General features: G+C 63.2%; 14 protein-coding genes and 1 CRISPR repeat array. All 14 genes read right to left on the bottom strand.

Annotated elements, in window-relative coordinates; all coding sequences use genetic code 11:
- Positions 1–240: 240 nt before the first annotated feature.
- Positions 241–2,005: a CRISPR direct-repeat array (repeat unit 37 nt; unit sequence GTTTCAATCCTCAGCCGCCCCGAAGGACGGCTGCAAC).
- Between the two features lie 180 nt (positions 2,006–2,185).
- From cas2 to cas5c, 14 genes are read right to left on the bottom strand one after another with little or no spacing between them, the layout of a single operon-like run.
- On the bottom strand, positions 2,186–2,476 hold the full coding sequence (cas2, locus tag TRAD_RS08295) for a CRISPR-associated endonuclease Cas2 (protein WP_013178159.1): 291 nt from the start codon (positions 2,474–2,476) through the stop codon (positions 2,186–2,188).
- A gap of 15 nt (positions 2,477–2,491) precedes the next feature.
- Positions 2,492–3,523, bottom strand: a complete 1,032-nt coding sequence (cas1c, locus tag TRAD_RS08290; protein WP_013178158.1) for a type I-C CRISPR-associated endonuclease Cas1c — start codon at positions 3,521–3,523, stop codon at positions 2,492–2,494.
- Entirely contained in the window at positions 3,520–4,164 is a 645-nt protein-coding gene (cas4, locus tag TRAD_RS08285; protein WP_013178157.1) for a CRISPR-associated protein Cas4, read from the bottom strand. Before cas4 ends, cas1c begins: the two co-directional genes overlap by 4 nt.
- A complete protein-coding gene (locus tag TRAD_RS08280; protein ID WP_013178156.1) occupies positions 4,127–5,170 on the bottom strand; it encodes a putative CRISPR-associated protein in 1,044 nt (347 codons plus the stop codon). The genes cas4 and TRAD_RS08280 overlap by 38 nt, the downstream gene beginning before the upstream one ends.
- Positions 5,167–6,423, bottom strand: coding sequence for a TIGR02221 family CRISPR-associated protein (csx2, locus tag TRAD_RS08275; protein WP_013178155.1), 1,257 nt, complete (start codon positions 6,421–6,423; stop codon positions 5,167–5,169). Before csx2 ends, TRAD_RS08280 begins: the two co-directional genes overlap by 4 nt.
- Complete coding sequence (cmr6, locus tag TRAD_RS08270) at positions 6,420–7,484, bottom strand: type III-B CRISPR module RAMP protein Cmr6 (RefSeq protein ID WP_013178154.1); 1,065 nt, start codon at positions 7,482–7,484, stop codon at positions 6,420–6,422. The genes csx2 and cmr6 overlap by 4 nt, the downstream gene beginning before the upstream one ends.
- Entirely contained in the window at positions 7,481–7,885 is a 405-nt protein-coding gene (gene cmr5 / locus TRAD_RS08265; RefSeq protein ID WP_013178153.1) for a type III-B CRISPR module-associated protein Cmr5, read from the bottom strand. Before cmr5 ends, cmr6 begins: the two co-directional genes overlap by 4 nt.
- Complete coding sequence (gene cmr4, locus TRAD_RS08260) at positions 7,878–8,687, bottom strand: type III-B CRISPR module RAMP protein Cmr4 (protein ID WP_041947203.1); 810 nt, start codon at positions 8,685–8,687, stop codon at positions 7,878–7,880. The genes cmr5 and cmr4 overlap by 8 nt, the downstream gene beginning before the upstream one ends.
- Before the next feature lie 8 nt (positions 8,688–8,695).
- Positions 8,696–9,853 (bottom strand): type III-B CRISPR module-associated protein Cmr3, encoded by a 1,158-nt coding sequence (locus tag TRAD_RS08255; RefSeq protein WP_013178151.1) that lies wholly within the window; start codon positions 9,851–9,853, stop codon positions 8,696–8,698.
- The gene (gene cas10, locus TRAD_RS08250) at positions 9,850–11,277 is read right to left on the bottom strand and encodes a type III-B CRISPR-associated protein Cas10/Cmr2 (RefSeq protein WP_013178150.1); all 1,428 of its coding nucleotides are present in this window, start codon (positions 11,275–11,277) and stop codon (positions 9,850–9,852) included. Before cas10 ends, TRAD_RS08255 begins: the two co-directional genes overlap by 4 nt.
- Positions 11,274–12,515: a type III-B CRISPR module RAMP protein Cmr1 gene (gene cmr1 / locus TRAD_RS08245; RefSeq protein WP_013178149.1), complete on the bottom strand. Its 1,242-nt coding sequence runs from the start codon at positions 12,513–12,515 to the stop codon at positions 11,274–11,276. Before cmr1 ends, cas10 begins: the two co-directional genes overlap by 4 nt.
- A gap of 39 nt (positions 12,516–12,554) precedes the next feature.
- Positions 12,555–13,454 carry a type I-C CRISPR-associated protein Cas7/Csd2 gene (gene cas7c, locus TRAD_RS08240; protein ID WP_013178148.1) on the bottom strand — a complete coding sequence of 300 codons (900 nt, stop codon included), beginning with the start codon at positions 13,452–13,454 and terminating at the stop codon, positions 12,555–12,557.
- Positions 13,451–15,313 (bottom strand): type I-C CRISPR-associated protein Cas8c/Csd1, encoded by a 1,863-nt coding sequence (cas8c, locus tag TRAD_RS08235; protein WP_013178147.1) that lies wholly within the window; start codon positions 15,311–15,313, stop codon positions 13,451–13,453. The genes cas7c and cas8c overlap by 4 nt, the downstream gene beginning before the upstream one ends.
- Positions 15,310–16,041, bottom strand: a complete 732-nt coding sequence (gene cas5c, locus TRAD_RS08230) for a type I-C CRISPR-associated protein Cas5c (protein ID WP_013178146.1) — start codon at positions 16,039–16,041, stop codon at positions 15,310–15,312. The genes cas8c and cas5c overlap by 4 nt, the downstream gene beginning before the upstream one ends.
- Positions 16,042–16,045: the final 4 nt, after the last annotated feature.

The following is a 16,045-nucleotide window of genomic DNA, read 5'->3' as shown; positions in this document are numbered from 1 at the left end:
CCCCTCCTTGGAATCTACTCGCTCTTAGAACATCACTACTTTTGCTCAAAATGCGCCGCTTGCACGAAAATGAACAGCCAAGCTGCACCGACGGGTGCGTCGCTCTCGACTGCACGCTAGAAGCGTCTAGTCTGGAAAAGGATGCCGCACATCAGACAGCACCCCCTCCACGTCGCGCCGAGAGGCCATTGTAACAATGTCTGCTGTTTGTCATGGGAACGACGACCCATTTGTTGCTTTGTTTCAATCCTCAGCCGCCCCGAAGGGCGGCTGCAACACGTGCTCGACGCCAACACCTTCGCGCTCGAGCAGTTTCAATCCTCAGCCGCCCCGAAGGGCGGCTGCAACAACAGCCGGCGCGTCTGGAAAGACCTGGCGCACCAGGTTTCAATCCTCAGCCGCCCCGAAGGGCGGCTGCAACGATCCGGCGGCGCCCGCAAGCCGCGGCGCCGTTTGTTTCAATCCTCAGCCGCCCCGAAGGACGGCTGCAACGGGGAGGCACTGCGGCGCCAGTTTTCCGTGGATACGGAGTTTCAATCCTCAGCCGCCCCGAAGGACGGCTGCAACCCCCCATAAAACTCGCGCTTTCGGCTTTTAGCCCGCTGTTTCAATCCTCAGCCGCCCCGAAGGACGGCTGCAACACCCCCTCGATCGACAGCTCTTGGTAGGACGCAAAGTTTCAATCCTCAGCCGCCCCGAAGGACGGCTGCAACTAGTGCACCGGTGCGGAGACGTCGAGGCGGACGGTGTTTCAATCCTCAGCCGCCCCGAAGGACGGCTGCAACATTGCGGTCATTGTCAGGGTGTGTTGGGTGATGGTGTTTCAATCCTCAGCCGCCCCGAAGGACGGCTGCAACTATGCAGCTGAGGTCGGGGTGCGGGAGAGAGTCAAGTTTCAATCCTCAGCCGCCCCGAAGGACGGCTGCAACCCACCCCGCCCCGCCCACCGGGGACCGTTGCAACAGTTTCAATCCTCAGCCGCCCCGAAGGACGGCTGCAACTGTCCGTGACGTGATACCTGCACACCTCCCTCTGGTGTTTCAATCCTCAGCCGCCCCGAAGGACGGCTGCAACTCGTAGACGAAGGCTGGGTGGGTGGCGATGTCGACAGTTTCAATCCTCAGCCGCCCCGAAGGACGGCTGCAACTCGCCGAGCGCACCCCCTTGGCCGCCGATCCCACGTTTCAATCCTCAGCCGCCCCGAAGGACGGCTGCAACTGACGAGATAGGGGAGATTATCCAGTCTCAGGCTTCTGTTTCAATCCTCAGCCGCCCCGAAGGACGGCTGCAACCTTGACATGCTGATAGACAAGCTTCTGCAAAGCGTTTCAATCCTCAGCCGCCCCGAAGGACGGCTGCAACTTATTTCCTCTATGTCGTCCCTGACATTGGATTCGTTTCAATCCTCAGCCGCCCCGAAGGACGGCTGCAACTGGACAGCCGGTTGACGCTCCAGCGCGCGCGACCGTTTCAATCCTCAGCCGCCCCGAAGGACGGCTGCAACTATCTCGTCCGTCATGATTGCCTCCTTGGGCAGCAGTTTCAATCCTCAGCCGCCCCGAAGGACGGCTGCAACCCCCCCGCGAATTTACCCCCCGCGAATTTGATCAGTTTCAATCCTCAGCCGCCCCGAAGGACGGCTGCAACCGTTCCCCCCGCGTGAGGGCGCGCACCGCTGGAGCTTGTTTCAATCCTCAGCCGCCCCGAAGGACGGCTGCAACCCCTCAGCCACGCCTCCAAGGCCACATCTCGGGTTTCAATCCTCAGCCGCCCCGAAGGACGGCTGCAACTCAATTCCCTGCCCGCGGAGGTGCAGGGTCAGCAAGTTTCAATCCTCAGCCGCCCCGAAGGACGGCTGCAACCGTGTCGAACTCGCCCGTGTGGCTGTTAGCGCCCCGTTTCAATCCTCAGCCGCCCCGAAGGACGGCTGCAACCAGACGCCCCCTTGAGGGCTCGCAGCGGCCCAACGTTTCAATCCTCAGCCGCCCCGAAGGACGGCTGCAACGGTCGCAGCATAGCACGCGTCAGAGACGTTTCTCCAGCACCGCTTTGCGCGAACCTGTCCGCAACGCGCTTCGCGCAGCCTTTGGCACAGCTTCTTAGTTATCAAAGTTCTCGCCGCTCACGCAAAAAGCGGCTTGCGCGAACCCCCCAGGGGTTGGGCACTCGCTTGGGGTTCGCGCGGCTAGAGGACGAGAGGCTCGTCAAAGTCTACATGGCGGTCGAGGCCGAAGGTCTCGAGGAACTCCTCCCGCTCCCCGCGCAGCTTGTAAACGCGCAAGCTGTCACTCTTGGGGTTGATGATCCTTTTGAGCTTAGCGACTAAGTCTTCGTACTGAGCGGCGTTCACGCGGCACTCGAAGACGGAGTACTGCACGCGCTGGCCGAAGTTCTTGCAGGTCTTTGCGACCTTGTGAAGTCGGCGGCGCCCCGCTTGGGTTTCGGTGTTGACGTCGTAGGTGACGAGCACGTTCACGGCGGTTTTGGCCTCCTAGCGGTAGAAAAAGGGTGGGTACTCGAGCAAGTCGCCGCGCAGATGCCGCGCCAAGAGCCGCGCTTGCACGTGCGGGATGAGGCCGACTGGAACCGGCTTTTTGAGAAGGGGATGGGTAAGGGTTTCTTGCTTGCGCTTCTGATAGGCCGTGATGACGGTTTTGCGACCGGTTTCGTTGAGCTCTACTGCGCCGCCAGGCCGCGACGTGAAGTCCTGGGGTTTAATCTGGCCCAAGTTGATGAGCGTCAGGGCGAAGCGGTCGGCCAAGGGCGCGCGCAGCTCCTCCATCAGGTCGAGAGCCAGAGTGGGGCGGCCGGGGCGCAGGGCGTGCAAAAAGCCCACCTGCGGGTCAAGCCCGACGCCCTCTAGCGCCGACGCGCACTCGTTGCGGAGCATCCCGTAAAGAAAGGACAAAAGCGCGTTCACGCGGTCGCGCGGTGGGCGGCGGGAGCGTCCGGTAAAGGTGAAGTCCGCCTTTTGGGTGCGGATCATCGCATTAAACGCTGCGAAGTAGGCCCCTGCTGCGTCGCCCTCCGCACCGCGCACTTCGTCTAGGTAGCGCAGCCGCGGCAGACCCAGGATGGCTTGTGCGTGCAGAGCGGCGGCGCCGCGCAAGGTGCCTTCGCTCTCGGGGCTGCTCGCCTCCCGCGCCGCGCGCAGGAGCACCGTGCGGGCGTTTTGCAGCTTGCCCGCAACCATGCGGCGCGCGAGCTGAAGCGTCCTCTCAGGGCAGTCGAGGGTGGCGTGCTGCGCGCGGCGCAGCAGCACGTTGCCGCTCGTGGGGGCCGAAAGCCGCGCTTTGAAGCGCCCGTTTTGCGAGAGCCACACCACGCTCCGCCCGTCCTCGGCGCAGCGGTGGAGGAGGAAGGGGCTGAGGAGCACGTTGCCGAACACCACCAAGCCGCCCAGGTGGTGCAAAGGGATCTGCGCGGCCGTTTTACCCTCGATGTCGAGCTTGAGGGTGTCGTGCTCGAGCCTCAAGTAGCTCCCCTGCGTCTGGACGTAGAGGGTGTTGAGCAGCTCCGTCACGCGTCCTCCACCGTGAAGGGGTCGGGGACGCCGCGTTGGTGAAGGTGCTGGACCTCGTAGGGCATGCAGGCGTCTAAGAGCGAGCAGGCCTTGCAGCGCTCGTCGGCGGGGGGTGCGGGGAGCGTCGCCTCTTCAAAAAGTTCGCGCACCCGCTGCACCGCGCTTTGCACTGTCTCCCGCAGCGCCTCGGTAAAGGCCACCACCCGCCGCCGCTTCGAGCGGTCGTAAAAGAGGCTGCCCTCGGGGATGCTCACGCCCAGCATCTCCTCCAAGCACATCGCTTGCGCGCAGAGCTGCACGTCGTCGGCGTTGCGTTTTTTGCGCGCCCCCGCCTTGTACTCGACGGGGTAGGGCGCACCATCTGGTAAAAACTCCACCACGTCTGCCTTGCCGATGAGGCCCAAGCTCTCCGAATAGAGGGGGAGGGCGCGCTCGAGCCTGACCCCCGCGACCACTTCACCGCCGCTCTCATGCGCCTGTTCGTGGACGCGCCGACCGCGCAGGGTGTAGAGGTTCTCTTCAAAGGTCTGCTCGACATGGATGAGGGCGCACTGGCGCGGGCAGTAGAGGTAGTGCTGCAGCGCGGAGATGGGGACGGGGTCGTCAGGGGAGCTCGGTGAAGGCGTCTTGGTCGTAGTCATCCCAGTCAATTCTCGCAATCAGGTGTTGGTAACGCCGCTCGTCGTCGTGGCCGCAGAGCTCGAGCACGTAGAGCACCCCGTCCTGCTCGCTAAAAAATACCCGCTCGGCCGTGTGGCCTTTCGGAAACTTGTAGATGCCATTCCGCACCGTCTCGGCGCTGCGTTGCCAGTCCCCCCCCTCGCCGAGGCGGAGGCGCTCGAGCACCTGACGGTAGCGGTCTTGCGCGCTGAGGTCTAAGTTGCGGTACGTCTTCTCCGCGCTCGCCGACAACCGAAGCGGGCGGCGGCTCTCCTGCTGCCCCTTGAACGCCTCCAGGTACGCTTCGCCCAGCGGCGAGAGGTAGGTGTGGCCGTCCTCGGCGTCGTCCAGGAGCAAGGCCACCGCGTCGGGCATGGCGCGCAGGCGCCTTTGCACCTCGCGCGTCGCGCGCGGCTCCGCGTCGACCCACTCGAAAAAGTCGCGGTACCAAGAGAAGAGTGCGTAGTCCCACGCAATGGGGGTTGCGGGCAGGGTGACGATGTCGCCGAACTTCTCGTGAATATAGCTGACCGGTGTCTGAAAGACCAGCCCGACCGCCGTGGCGTAGGCGATTTCGGCTTTGAAACCGCCCGTGGCGTTGATGCTAGGGGTCAAGCCGCGGCGCTGCGCCTCCCGAAGCTCCTCGGCCAGCAAGCGTACGAACCGCCTCAAACCGCGCTGGACAAACCCCTTTTCGTTGTAGCTGAGCCCCGCGACGCGCTCGCCCCGCGCCCTGTAGCCGCGTTCGGTGAAAAAGTCGGCCAGCACCCGCGAGCAGCGCTCTCCTTCCTCGGTGTCGGAATGCAAGAAGACCAGCTCGTCGCCCGCTTGGGCCAGGCGAGAGAGCGCGTTGGATTCGGCGCAGGCTTCTTGAGGGCGCTGCCGCAGCAGCGCATGCAGCGCCGGCGGGTCGTCCGGGTTGAAACCCAGACGGCGGGCGTTGGTGAGCAGACTGGTGCCGACGGTGGAGATGATGCGTTGGCTCATGATGCGTTCCCTTGGGTGTGGGGGTTGAGCTCGAGGCCGAGGGGGCGGACGGCGGCGGGGATGCGAGCGATGAGTTCCGAAATATCTCGTTGAAGCGTCGTGGTTGACTTTGGATTTGACCGAAAGCCGAAATGGGCAAAATCGTTGCGCACATCCGCCAATTCGCCCCACAGCTTGATGAGCGGATACCACGCGATATCGCGGTTTTTTGGCTTGTTTGAAACCGCGTCGAGCGCTTCCTGCCAGGACATCTTCCGCAGCTTGTCAGCATTGGCCTTCTCTTTAAGCCAGTCCTCTGCCACCTCCCGAGAAATCAACTCATTGTGCTCATGGTCAAAATGACCGTGAGCCTTCCAAAGCCAAAACGACACCAGCCATTCACGCGCCAGCGCAATGGCTTGGGCGTAGTGCTTCCTCTGCAAGTACCATTGAATCTGACCATAATGGGCGATTAGCAAGCTTTGTCCGTCAGACACATCCTCAGTGCAAAGCTCACGGATCGCGCCATCTATTTGGTCAAAAACAAGATTAAAGGGCGTTTGTTTATGCGTCATGACGGCTTTTCTGGACTTCGAGACATCCCCTTTGAGCTGATTGACAACATGACTTGCTTCACGCGTCCGGTTGTACACCATCGCTTCTGAAAACTGCGTCAACTTATCTGCTAGGGAATTAAGGCCGTGGTGCTCTTTGTCGCGAAGCAGTGCTTTGAAAAGCCGCGCGTCGCCCGTATCCTGGAAGCGCTTGGCCGCCTGCGCCCAGTCGAGCAGATTGACCAGCGGGGTCAGGTCAACGACGGGTGTAAGGGGTTTCTCTCCGCCCTTCGGTGTGAGTTCTAACGCCCCGTAGTAGACCTTCTCAATCGTGATGTTCCGAACCACGCGTAAGTAGGAGAGCGCCAGAAAGCCCAGCATCGGCAGCGAGCGTAAGCCATGGGTGATGTCGAAGATGACCCGTTCGCCTTCGGGCAACACCGCCGGGTCAGCCAGCGTTTCAAAGAGCGCCCACGCCTCAGCTTCATTCCGCCCTTCGGGAATGTCCACCAACTCAAAGTCAGGGTGATGCTCCTGAAGATAGCGACCGTTCTCACTCTCACGTGCGGCTTTGGTCGCAAGAATTTTGATCTTGGCTTCCGGGTGCCATTTGTGTAGGACGGTCGCAAAAAGTCCTGTGGTTACGTCCTCGGCATGATGCTCGGACTGATAGCGAGCTTCGCGGTATCGGCCCGTGCCGAGCGAAGAGAGGATGATCATGAGAGAGCCTCGAGCGCGTCTCGAACCTTCTTGAGGAGTTTGCCGCTGTTGCGGGTACGGCTATCGGACTCGAGCTTTTCAAGCAGCGCCTCTAACAGCTGACGCCGCAAGGGTTCGGGCAGGTTCTGCGTCTCATTGACGATGTTGCTGACCTCGCCCATGGGGTTATTCATCCTCAAGCGGTTGATGCGCCCCTGATAGGTCTCAAACCGGTCCTGATGCGCCCGCAGCACGCGCGCCTCCTCCTCGCGGCGCTTTTCGGCGGCAAGCTCAGCCTCGGACTTCTCGCGCCTGACCTCAAAGTCCCCATACCCCGCGTTCGTCTTACCGCCTAAGCCCAGGTGCGTTAGCCCCCACTCGAGGAGCTGCGCAGCGAGCGTCACCCATTCGCCTGGCCCAGTCAGCCGCAGCTGAAAGCGCACACCCACGCGCACGCTCAAGAACGCAACCGGGTTGGGGTCGTCAAAGTCGGTCGGCCACGCCTTGCCGCCTTGATAGTACTCAGGGTGGTGCACGGTGATGGTGTCAAGTTGCAGCGGCTTCTCGCAGCCCGCGTCCAACCACCCATCCCAAAAGGTCACGTAGCCCGCGCTCTTGGTATCGCCAAAGAGCACCCGAAACGCCGCATCTGCTTCGCTCATACCCTGCTTTAGCGCTGCCCGCCGCGCCAGCCCTTTGAGCGCTGTGCCCGGCAGATAAGGGACACCGTAGGTGTGGTGGAGCGTGAGGCCCACTTCATACGGGCTGGGGTTGCCCAGACCAATGGCGAGCGGGCCGCGGGTGGTGGCGCTCAGCTTGACGCAGGCGGTGCGCTGCTCCTCAGGTACCGGTTCATTTAGGGCTTTTTCGGCCTCTGCAACGTTCGCAGCATGCTCTTCTAGCTGCTCTTGCCAAAGCTTGAAGGCGATGGCGTAAGCGTCGGAAATCGGCAGAGCGACGATGGTCTTTAGCCGCTCCTTCTGCGCGTCTTCGCCCCCTCTCTCCTTTTGGGGCAACAGGCGGTGAATGGCGTGCCCGGCGTGCGACGCCCCTTTGAGGGGAAAGCCAGCAAGCCGCCTCACGCCTCATCCTCCCCTTCGGCAGCCAACTTGCCCTCTGGGTCAAGCAGGCTCACGGCCAAGCGGCGGTAGTAGACCCAGGCGGCGAGCACGCGGCGGGTCATGTGCATGTACTGGGCGGCGTCGGCATTTTGCGCGGCAGCAAGCGCGTCGGATACGCCAAGGATGGCGGCGGTGTGCTCGAGCACCTTCTGGTGCGCCTTACCCAAGTCGCTGTCCTTCCCAGCTTTTTCAGCGCTAAAGGCCAGCGCCTGCGCCAGCCCCACGGTCATCACCAGCGCCGGAAACTGCTTGACGCGGCTTAAGTAGTTCTTCTTCACGCCGTCACTTTGGCGCTGCAGTGAACTGATAGCCTCGGCAGCCCGTTTCAAGTCCGCCTGAGCGCGCGTCTGCAGCTTAGCCACCGCTAGCCTCTACGACTCGCAAGAGCCCCTTGCCGACGCTCCCTTTGCCGCCGATTTGGAGGGGTGAACGCTTTTTGGCGTCGAAGTTTACGGGCTTACCGTTTTTGTCAAGCTCTTTCAAAACGAAGCTCGAGAGCAAGCTCTCGGCGGGCAGCGCCTCTTCGTACCAGAGCGCGCCGCCTTTGACGGTTTTGGTTTCGCTTTCCAGGGCGATGTGCGCCGCGACCTCGGTGGCCGTCTCGCTGAAGAAGGTGAAGATGTCGTTGGGAACGACGGCGAGGCGGCTCTTAAAGCTCTCGCCTAGCCCTGCATATTGGGCTAGCGCGTTGGCAAGCGCTTTGGCGTTCGGGCACTCGAAGGCGCTTAGGTCGATGTCTTCGAATAAGACCTTGCCACCGTGTTGAAGCGTGTTCCCCGTGACGTGGGCTTTGTCGAGGGTTTCAGGCAGGTCAGGCAGCTCGAGGCCCAGCCCCAAAGCCCCCGCATCGCGCCTGAGGCGGTTGATGATGAGCGGGCAGGTCACAAAGGCGAAGGTGCCCCGGTAGGAGCGCACCGGCAAACAGAGCAGCCTAGCATCAGTGAAGGTGAGCTTGGCGGCCGCGTCCAGTGAGCCGTAGCGCTGGTTTGTCTCCTCGTCGGTGCGCCCATCCCGCAACACCCCCTTGATGCTGCTCGCGGGGACGATGGGAAATCCAGTTGCCGTCTCGCGGGCGATCGGCAGGTCGATCACCCCGGCGCTCGCCTGCCCCGTACCCGAGTGCACCGGAGTGAGGGCTTGCCAGATGAGTAACGTCGCGTTCATTGCCACACTTACCACACTCCCCACAGCGCACAGCCAAAGCCGTCGCGCTGGTCGTTTTGATGGTCGCTTAGAGGTTTGAGCCAGGCGTCCAAGAGTTTCTCGCGGTCGACGTCCGCCGTGAGCTTAAGAAAGTACACGCTGCCCGCCGGTACCGCCCAGCGCACCGCTTTGGGTCTGTTCTCGCGCAGGTTCCAGCCGCTTACCGGAATGCGCCGGCCCACGGCAGCGCCGACCAGTTCGGCCTTGCCGCGCAGCGCGCTCACCCCGGCGGGGGTGTGCGGGCCGGTGTCCTCGGTGAGCCAGGCGGGCCGCCAACCGTGGTCAAAGAGCGCAGGGCTGGTTAAGATGAAGAGAAGCCTCGTCTGCTTGGGGTCAAGAAGTTTGTCGGTAACCTCTTGGAACAACCCTTTGTTGGGCCACTTCCCGTTGTTGCCAAGCGCGCTGAGCGCCACCGGCCGCCGCTCGCCGCCCAGGTGCCCAACTGGGGCAAAGCCACTTTTGAGGTCGAGCTTGACGCGGATGCCCCAGCGGTGAAACCGGCCATCTTCATCGCGTTCTTCAAAACTGCGGTACGTGACCGTGAACAGCTTTCCTTCGTCGCCAGTCCTGCTCTCCGGGTCGATGGCGACGTGAACGCGCTCATCGGTAGGTGGGCCGCCGATTTTCTCGAGCTTCTCAGGAACGCCCCCAAGCAGCCAGCGCCGCATGGCCTCGAGCGGCCAGTAATGGTAGCCGCCTTCGGGTTTAAAGTCCTCGTCCGGCGCGCCTTCAAGCAGGAGTGGGCGCAAGCCGGGAAGGTTCGTGCCTTCGCCGTCTTTAAGATCGTGCGGGCTCGAGCGGTAGACCTTACCCGCCTTATCGACCACCGCATTCAGCGGGGCGGGGAACATAAAGGCGTCGTCGCGCACCAAGACTGAGCGAATGGGGGTGGCGTGCAGCTCTTGCAAGCGCGCGTGAAGTTGGTCATCGCTGAGCCCCTTGAGCGACTGCCACTGCCAACCCGGCCTAGCGTTGCCGAGCTGCGTCCGAAGAAAGCCCGCCAGCGTGTGTGGCAGCGGCGCAGGTAGGCTCTGCGCCCGCGTTTCCTCGCCGCCTCCCGCGAAGGGCCGCCCATCGCGCAAGAGCAGCGGCGCGAGGGTCGAGAGTTCTAAAACGGTGTCGCTCATGCGCGGTCTCCCTTGCCGCTTAAGAACCGGGCGAGGATGAGCTGGCGAGCGAAGTTCTGAAGCTCATCGATGCGCCGAAAGTCCCACTTGTTGAGCTCCGCTTCGGGGATTGCCTGGGCATCTTGGTCGGATTTGCGTTTGGCGATGCGCTTCGCTTCGGCGGTGAGGATGTCAGCGCCCACGTCCTCGGGCCACTCGCGGGCCAGTTCAAACAGCTCGTGCGGCAGGCCGCGGGGCAAGGTTGCGCTCTGCCAGGTTTGGATGGCCTCGGCTTTATCCCACTTCTGCGCCACCCACAAGGGCGCGCCTCCGCGCGTGTGCAGCGCGACGCACACGGCGTCCTTGCCGTCTACGGCCTTGGCGCGCTTTTCGGCGGCTCGAGCGTGGTTTAGCGAGATGCTGAGCGGTTCGCGGTAGTGGACGATGGCGATGCCGGTGGAGAGCGTGCCGCGCACCGTGTGCTTGAAGGTTTCAGATAGCTCCTGGCCGCACGCCAGCGCAGTCGTCACGGGCAAGAGCGCGAGCACGTCGTCGCCACCGGCAAAGACCGCCATGCCGCTATGTTCCTTTACGATGTCCCGCGCTCGCTCGGCAAAGTCGTCAAGGCGGCGCGACAGCTCGTGGTGCGCCTCCTCAGACTCGCGGGCGCTCAGCAGCTTGCCCATGTTGTCGCCGTCAGCAATCAAAATGGCGAAGTAGGCGTAATCGGGAACGAAATCGTCCTCGTCACTGTTGGGAGCGTCCGGGTGTTTGGCGCGGTGGGCCAGCGTGTGCGTGTTTAAGACCTTCTTGAGTTCGCCGCGCCCGTAGAGCCGTTTGAGGAGCGATACGGCGTCCAACACTTCGGTGGGCTTAAAGCCGTAGCGCTCTTGCAGCGTTTCGGGAACCTGTCCGCGCTCGAGCCTCAGCACCGCCGCGAAGGCTGGGTCGAGCGGCGACTTGGGAACGCCCTCGTCGTTTTGCTGCGTCGCCGGAAAGTCGCGCAGCGCCTTGCGCCCCGCGAGCAGCCGTTCAACCCGCTGCCGCGCCCTGGCGTAGCCGTCTGCACCCTCAAGGAGCGGCGTCCAGGCGGCGTAGATTTCAAGCAGGCTCGCTAGCTGTTTCTCCGCACGCTCCCTGTCGATGTGGCCCCCAAGCGGTGCGATGGTCTTGTTCCAAAGCTCTTGCAGCCGCTCCCTGGCGCGCTTTTCAGCATTCTCAGTGCGCCGCGCCGGGTCGCCCGTGACGACGGCCAAAATCTTGTTCGCGCCGCCGGAGTGCGTGTCGGCGGGATAGATGCGCTCTTCCTCTGCAAATTCCTCTGCCGCTGCGCCTACCACTTCCATAAGAAGCTGCGACCCCGCGTAGAGGTCGGCCGTCCGGCGCGCTGCCGCGATGAAGTCCTGCACCGGGCCGATGGAAAGTGAGATGAGGTGGCGGGTCACAGGGTGACCTCAAGGCTATAGCCGCTCTTTTTCGCGGCGATCCCTACCGCCTCGAGCGGTGTTCGTGCTTGCAGTGTCCGCAGGACGGGGTCATTTTGTGGAACCTCAAGGGTGTGCTCCTGTCCCTTGACCGAGATGCGCTCGGGTATTGGCGCGCTCATGACGAGCACCAGCCCCCGAACGCCGTCCTGAAAGGCACAGGGTTTAAGGATGACGGGTGAGGCCATACGCGTGCCGTGGCTGGTGATGGCCTCGAGTGTCCCTGCAAAAGCGTTGGGAAAGGCTTGATAGACGATGGGCAGGCCCAAGTAGGGTTTGGCAAGACGTATTGTCTCACCCCTTCTAACGCGCTTGAGCGTGCTGTGGTCTTCCCACGCCCCGCCGCTCATAGGGCTATACGATGGGCGCTTCTCAGTGAAGTGGCCCTTGCGAAACCGCGCCCAAAAACGTCCTAGGTCGCGCCACACCTCCTCCATTGCTATTTCCTTCGGACGCGAGAGGAAGACCCTAGCACCCAACAGCACGCTGTGGTTGACCCTCTCCTCGCGTTGTCCCGCGAACCACTCACTTAACTGCTCTGGGTCGCTCGCTAGCCATTCGGCTTGGTCAGCCATCACCGTCAGAGCGCCACAACCGCGACGCGTGCGAGCACCGACACCACCAAAGGCAATCCAAGCCCTTACGGCAGCCTTCACCTGCTGCATCTGCGCCTCGCTCAGCGCGTCCTTGAAGGTCAAGTGCACCGAGAAAGACACGTCCGTCAGTCCTGGCGCTTCCGGAAAGTTGTCCTTCTTGTTTTCGCGAAATGGATGAACGAAATAGCCCTCTAAGGGGCCGTTCTGAGCGGGGCTGCCCTTGGCTCTTCCCAAGGAAGAAGGCTTGATGCTTTGTCCTGGGTTCGTGACCGCCACCTCCACCCGCACCTTGCCGTGCGCGTGCGGGTCTATCTTTGGCTTGCCGTCTTTATCTTTTAGAGGCTGCGGCACTCGGCCCCAAATCTCGGACTCGGCTTTAAAGAGCTTGTCGGCGCTTTCGTACTGCGCCCCCGCCGTCGCTCGCCACCAAAAGCGCAGATGCCCGCGCACGCTGGCGGCGCGCACGGGGTGCTCGGGGTCTACCTGGCGGGTCTCGGCGCTGCCGCCGAACATGGGGGTGATGGTCTTGAGGTGTAGCGTCCACTGCTCAGGGGGCTTAAGCTCGAGCCTTGGCAGCTCGGCTGTAGGTGGCGTGCGTGGCATAGAACCTCCTCAGGTAGCGTTAAGCAGCGTTGTGCTGGATCAGCCCTCGGCCAAGACGTGAAGCTGCACCTCGTCTGGCAAGTCATCCTGGTTGACGGTGACGGTGTAATCCGAAAAAGCCCTTGGCGCTTCTACCCCGTCTTTGCGCCGCACTTGCACCCGCTCCAAAAGCTTGTGTGCAGGTGCGTTGCCAAGGGGGCTGCTATGGCTGAAGACGTAGAGCCCGCGGCAGCCCGTGAGACCTCTCGAGGCCGAGCGGTCTAAGTCCCACATGTTGACGAGCGCCTGCCAAAGAAGCGTTAGGTCGTTATCGTCAAAGCCCGTCGCTTTGGCGAAGCTCGGAACGAAGAAGCCGTGTGCGACGTAGAGGCCGTAGGGGATGTACGCTTTCCGCCCCATCGTGCCGCTGCGGGCGGTTTCGTCCTCGGCGGCTTGCTTGGGGTCGGGTTTGGTCAGCGCGACACGGGTGATGGCGGCGTCGAGGCCCAAAATCGGGTCGACGCTGCGGCCAAAGGTGAGCTGCACCGGCCCGCGCACCTGGCCCGCGTTCACGTCGGTGCTCATGACCGCGCCGAAGGTGCGGATGTCGTAAAAGTTCTCGCACATCCACGCCTTGGCCGCGCCGATGTCCGCTTGGTTGGCTTTCTTGGGGTCTTTGCCGAGCGCGCTGTAGGCGCGCGCGTGCTGGTTGTTGAGAATCGCGCCCTGCTGCACGTAGATCTTGTAGCGCTCCTCGGTACCCTTGAGCGCGTCCACGTAGTTGCGCACCTTGCGCTTGAGGGCCACGTCCGTGACGATGCCTAGGCCCGTTTCCGGGTCGACGCGCGGCAGGTTGCCCGCGTCCGGGTCGCCGTTGGGGTTGCCGTTGGTCACGTCGAAGAGCAGCACGAAGTCGTGGCGGTTGGCGGCGTCGGTAGGGAGCTGGATGGTTGCGGTCATTGGGCGTCTCCTTCGTCGGTGAGCAGGGCGGGTTGGGTGGCGGGCTCGGCTTTGGCTTGCGCCTCACGTTCTCTCTTGGCGGCCGTGCGCTCTCCTATGCTGGCGCTGATATGGGCGCGCTGGTGGTAGTAGCCGAGCGCGAAGAGGGCTTGCTGGGCGGTGCTGAGGGGTTTTGCCGGGATGTCCGTCAAGTGACGCATGACGTTCTCTAGCTCGCGTTGCTTGCTGATGTACGCCCCTTCCTTCTCCTTACGGAGCTTTTGCAGATGCGCTTGGGAGGCTTGCATCAAGCGCCCGACGACGGCGTAGGGGGTGGTGCTCATCGAGCCGTAGAAGCGGTCGACCAGGGTGGTGTTCGCCTTGGGCATCACCGCGTACTGAATGTCGTCAAGCACCGCGAGCAGGCGGCCCAAATGGTAGGCGGGCTCCTGCTGATTCGGGTTGAGGGCCTCGAGCGTGTCTTTGTCCATCGCTAACTCCTTCCAGTTGCGAGAAAGCAGCACCATCTTGGTCAGCACGGCGCGGGGGCGGGTGACGCGCCGCTCAGCGCGGCTGCGCCCCGCTAGGCGCACCAGGAATGCATAGGGCAGCGGGCGACCCGCCAGGGCGAACTGCACGAGCGCGTCGACGTCGGGGGCGGTGTGCTCCTTGTTCACGTCGCGGTACATGGCGCTCACCAAGGTGCGCAGGTCGTAGGCGTCGCGGTCGTTTTCGCTTAGAGGGGCGAGCGCTTGCGCGGCGAAGTAGGCAGCGAGCCGGTCAACGACCTCCTGCACGGTGCTCGTTAAGTGCGTGCGCACGGCGATGCGGCTGCCGCTCGGCGTCATGCCTACAGCGAAGAAGGCCGCGCCGGGTTTGAGGTCGTGCTGTTTGCCGGTGAAAAGGCTCCAGAGTGCCGCGCGGACCTCTTCGGTGTGCGCCTGCCTGCCTCGAGTCTTCTGCGCCTTAAACCGCAAGCGTAGGCCCGTCGGCGGCTCACGCAGGCTTTCGCCCACTAAGGGCACCGCGCCCGCTCCCGTCCAGAAGGCGTAGGTGATGCCCCCGACTTTGAGGCTGGTGTTGGGGTCGGCCAAGAGGCGGTTTAAGCCGTTGGCATATTGCTCGGCGACCTCGAGCCTCACGGGGGCGATCTGCGAAGCCTTCAGCCCATAGGACTCGAAGGCTTGAGCGTTGGCGCTAATCAGGTTCATACCGCTCGTCTGCCCGCCCTGAATGCCCTTGATCTTGACGGGTTCGCGCTCCATCACCGGGCCGATGTCGCCCGTAATGAGGCACTCGGCGGTGAGGCCCTCCCCGTCCTCGTCGTCCTGGGCGAATTGCGCGGCCCAAAAGGCTTGCACGCTAGGCAGCTCGAGCGGGTTTACACCTTCAACTGTGAACATCACGTTGCTGTCAGCTTCAAAGGTGGGGTGGCGCTGCTCGAGCATCGCTCGAAACGCCTCTGGGTCGTGGCCCTTCAAAAAGGTGGCGACGGCGCGGACGCTCGGTTCGCCGGTGGCGTCGGCGCAGGCTTGCACGAGGGCTTTAAACGCCTCGTGGCGCTTTAGGGTGTTTTTATCGTTCGCCTTCTTGGGTAATCCCAGCGCGTATTCGGCGTTGTCCATTAAGAGGCGTGGTTTGATGCCGACGGTGCGGACGATGTTGGGCGCGGCGAGCGGCAGACCAAGGTCCTTGCCCCGCGCCTCGCCCCCGCTGCGGGGCAGGACGTCCCGAAAGCTGCCGTCCTCGCGCAGCCGGATCTCCCAGCGCACCTTTTGCATGGCGTACATAAAGGGGAGCACGTCGCTCGCGGTCTCGTCACGTTCGCTCTCGGCGCGCATCCGCAGCTCGTAATCGCGCAGTTGGCTGAGCAGGTTCATGACGTCTCCCCGTAAAGTTCGGGCGGCACGCGCAGAACGCCCCCATCGGTCAGCTTGGCGTCGAAAAAGCGCGGGACGGCGTCCCCCGCGACCCAGCGCCCGCCCTCTGGGCTGTGCTGGCGGTAGGTGAGGCGGCCCTTGGCAGCCTCCTGAAACTCGAGGTCGAAGAGCATCCGCCCCAGGCTCAGCTCGCCTGCTCGCTCGGCGTACTCGCCGCCTAACTGACGCACCAGGTTGGCAGGCGTTTCGCTGCCGTCAGGCAGGCTAAAAAAGGCGCTGAACTCGCGCGTTCCCAGGTAGGGCTGCGCGAACGCCTGTCCCTTCTCGGCGCGGCGCTCGAAGATCTCGGTGTACTTGGTGAGCGGATCGGTCGCATGCGGCCTGAGCACCATCTCGGCGCGGATGAGGTAGGCCACGTCTCTGAGAACGAGCGCGTGCCGCTGCGCGCGGTCGCTCTCGGCATCGAAGCCGCCGCCATTCGCCGCCCAACCCTTCGCCGCGCGTTCGGACGCCAGCGTGTTGACCTCGTTGCGCAGGATGCTCAGGCGCTTGACGGGCTTTAGGGCGATGATCTCCCGCACCCGCCACGTGAACTCGGGTTTCCAGAAGACGGCCTCGAGCACGCCCCTCGCCGCCGAGGGGGTCATCACGTCGTAGGAGACGCGTTCGGCTTTGTTCTCGGGGCGGGTGAAGCAGGCGTAGTCGCCCCAGACTTTGAGCGTTAACACATGC

Source organism: Truepera radiovictrix DSM 17093 (genome assembly GCF_000092425.1).
Taxonomy (GTDB): Bacteria; Deinococcota; Deinococci; order Deinococcales; family Trueperaceae; genus Truepera; species Truepera radiovictrix.
The sequence above is the reverse complement of the archived record's forward strand: the minus strand, read 5'-3'. Positions and strand labels throughout refer to the sequence as shown.

Bases quoted from the DNA above. Each gene is read 5' to 3' on its own strand.
- cas4 (WP_013178157.1), bottom strand. From the start codon at position 4,164: ATGACTACGACCAAGACGCCTTCACCGAGCTCCCCTGACGACCCCGTC.
- TRAD_RS08280 (WP_013178156.1), bottom strand. From the start codon at position 5,170: ATGAGCCAACGCATCATCTCCACCGTCGGCACCAGTCTGCTCACCAAC.
- csx2 (WP_013178155.1), bottom strand. From the start codon at position 6,423: ATGATCATCCTCTCTTCGCTCGGCACGGGCCGATACCGCGAAGCTCGC.
- cmr4 (WP_041947203.1), bottom strand. From the start codon at position 8,687: ATGAACGCGACGTTACTCATCTGGCAAGCCCTCACTCCGGTGCACTCG.
- TRAD_RS08255 (WP_013178151.1), bottom strand. From the start codon at position 9,853: ATGAGCGACACCGTTTTAGAACTCTCGACCCTCGCGCCGCTGCTCTTG.
- cmr1 (WP_013178149.1), bottom strand. From the start codon at position 12,515: ATGCCACGCACGCCACCTACAGCCGAGCTGCCAAGGCTCGAGCTTAAG.
- cas7c (WP_013178148.1), bottom strand. From the start codon at position 13,454: ATGACCGCAACCATCCAGCTCCCTACCGACGCCGCCAACCGCCACGAC.
- cas8c (WP_013178147.1), bottom strand. From the start codon at position 15,313: ATGAACCTGCTCAGCCAACTGCGCGATTACGAGCTGCGGATGCGCGCC.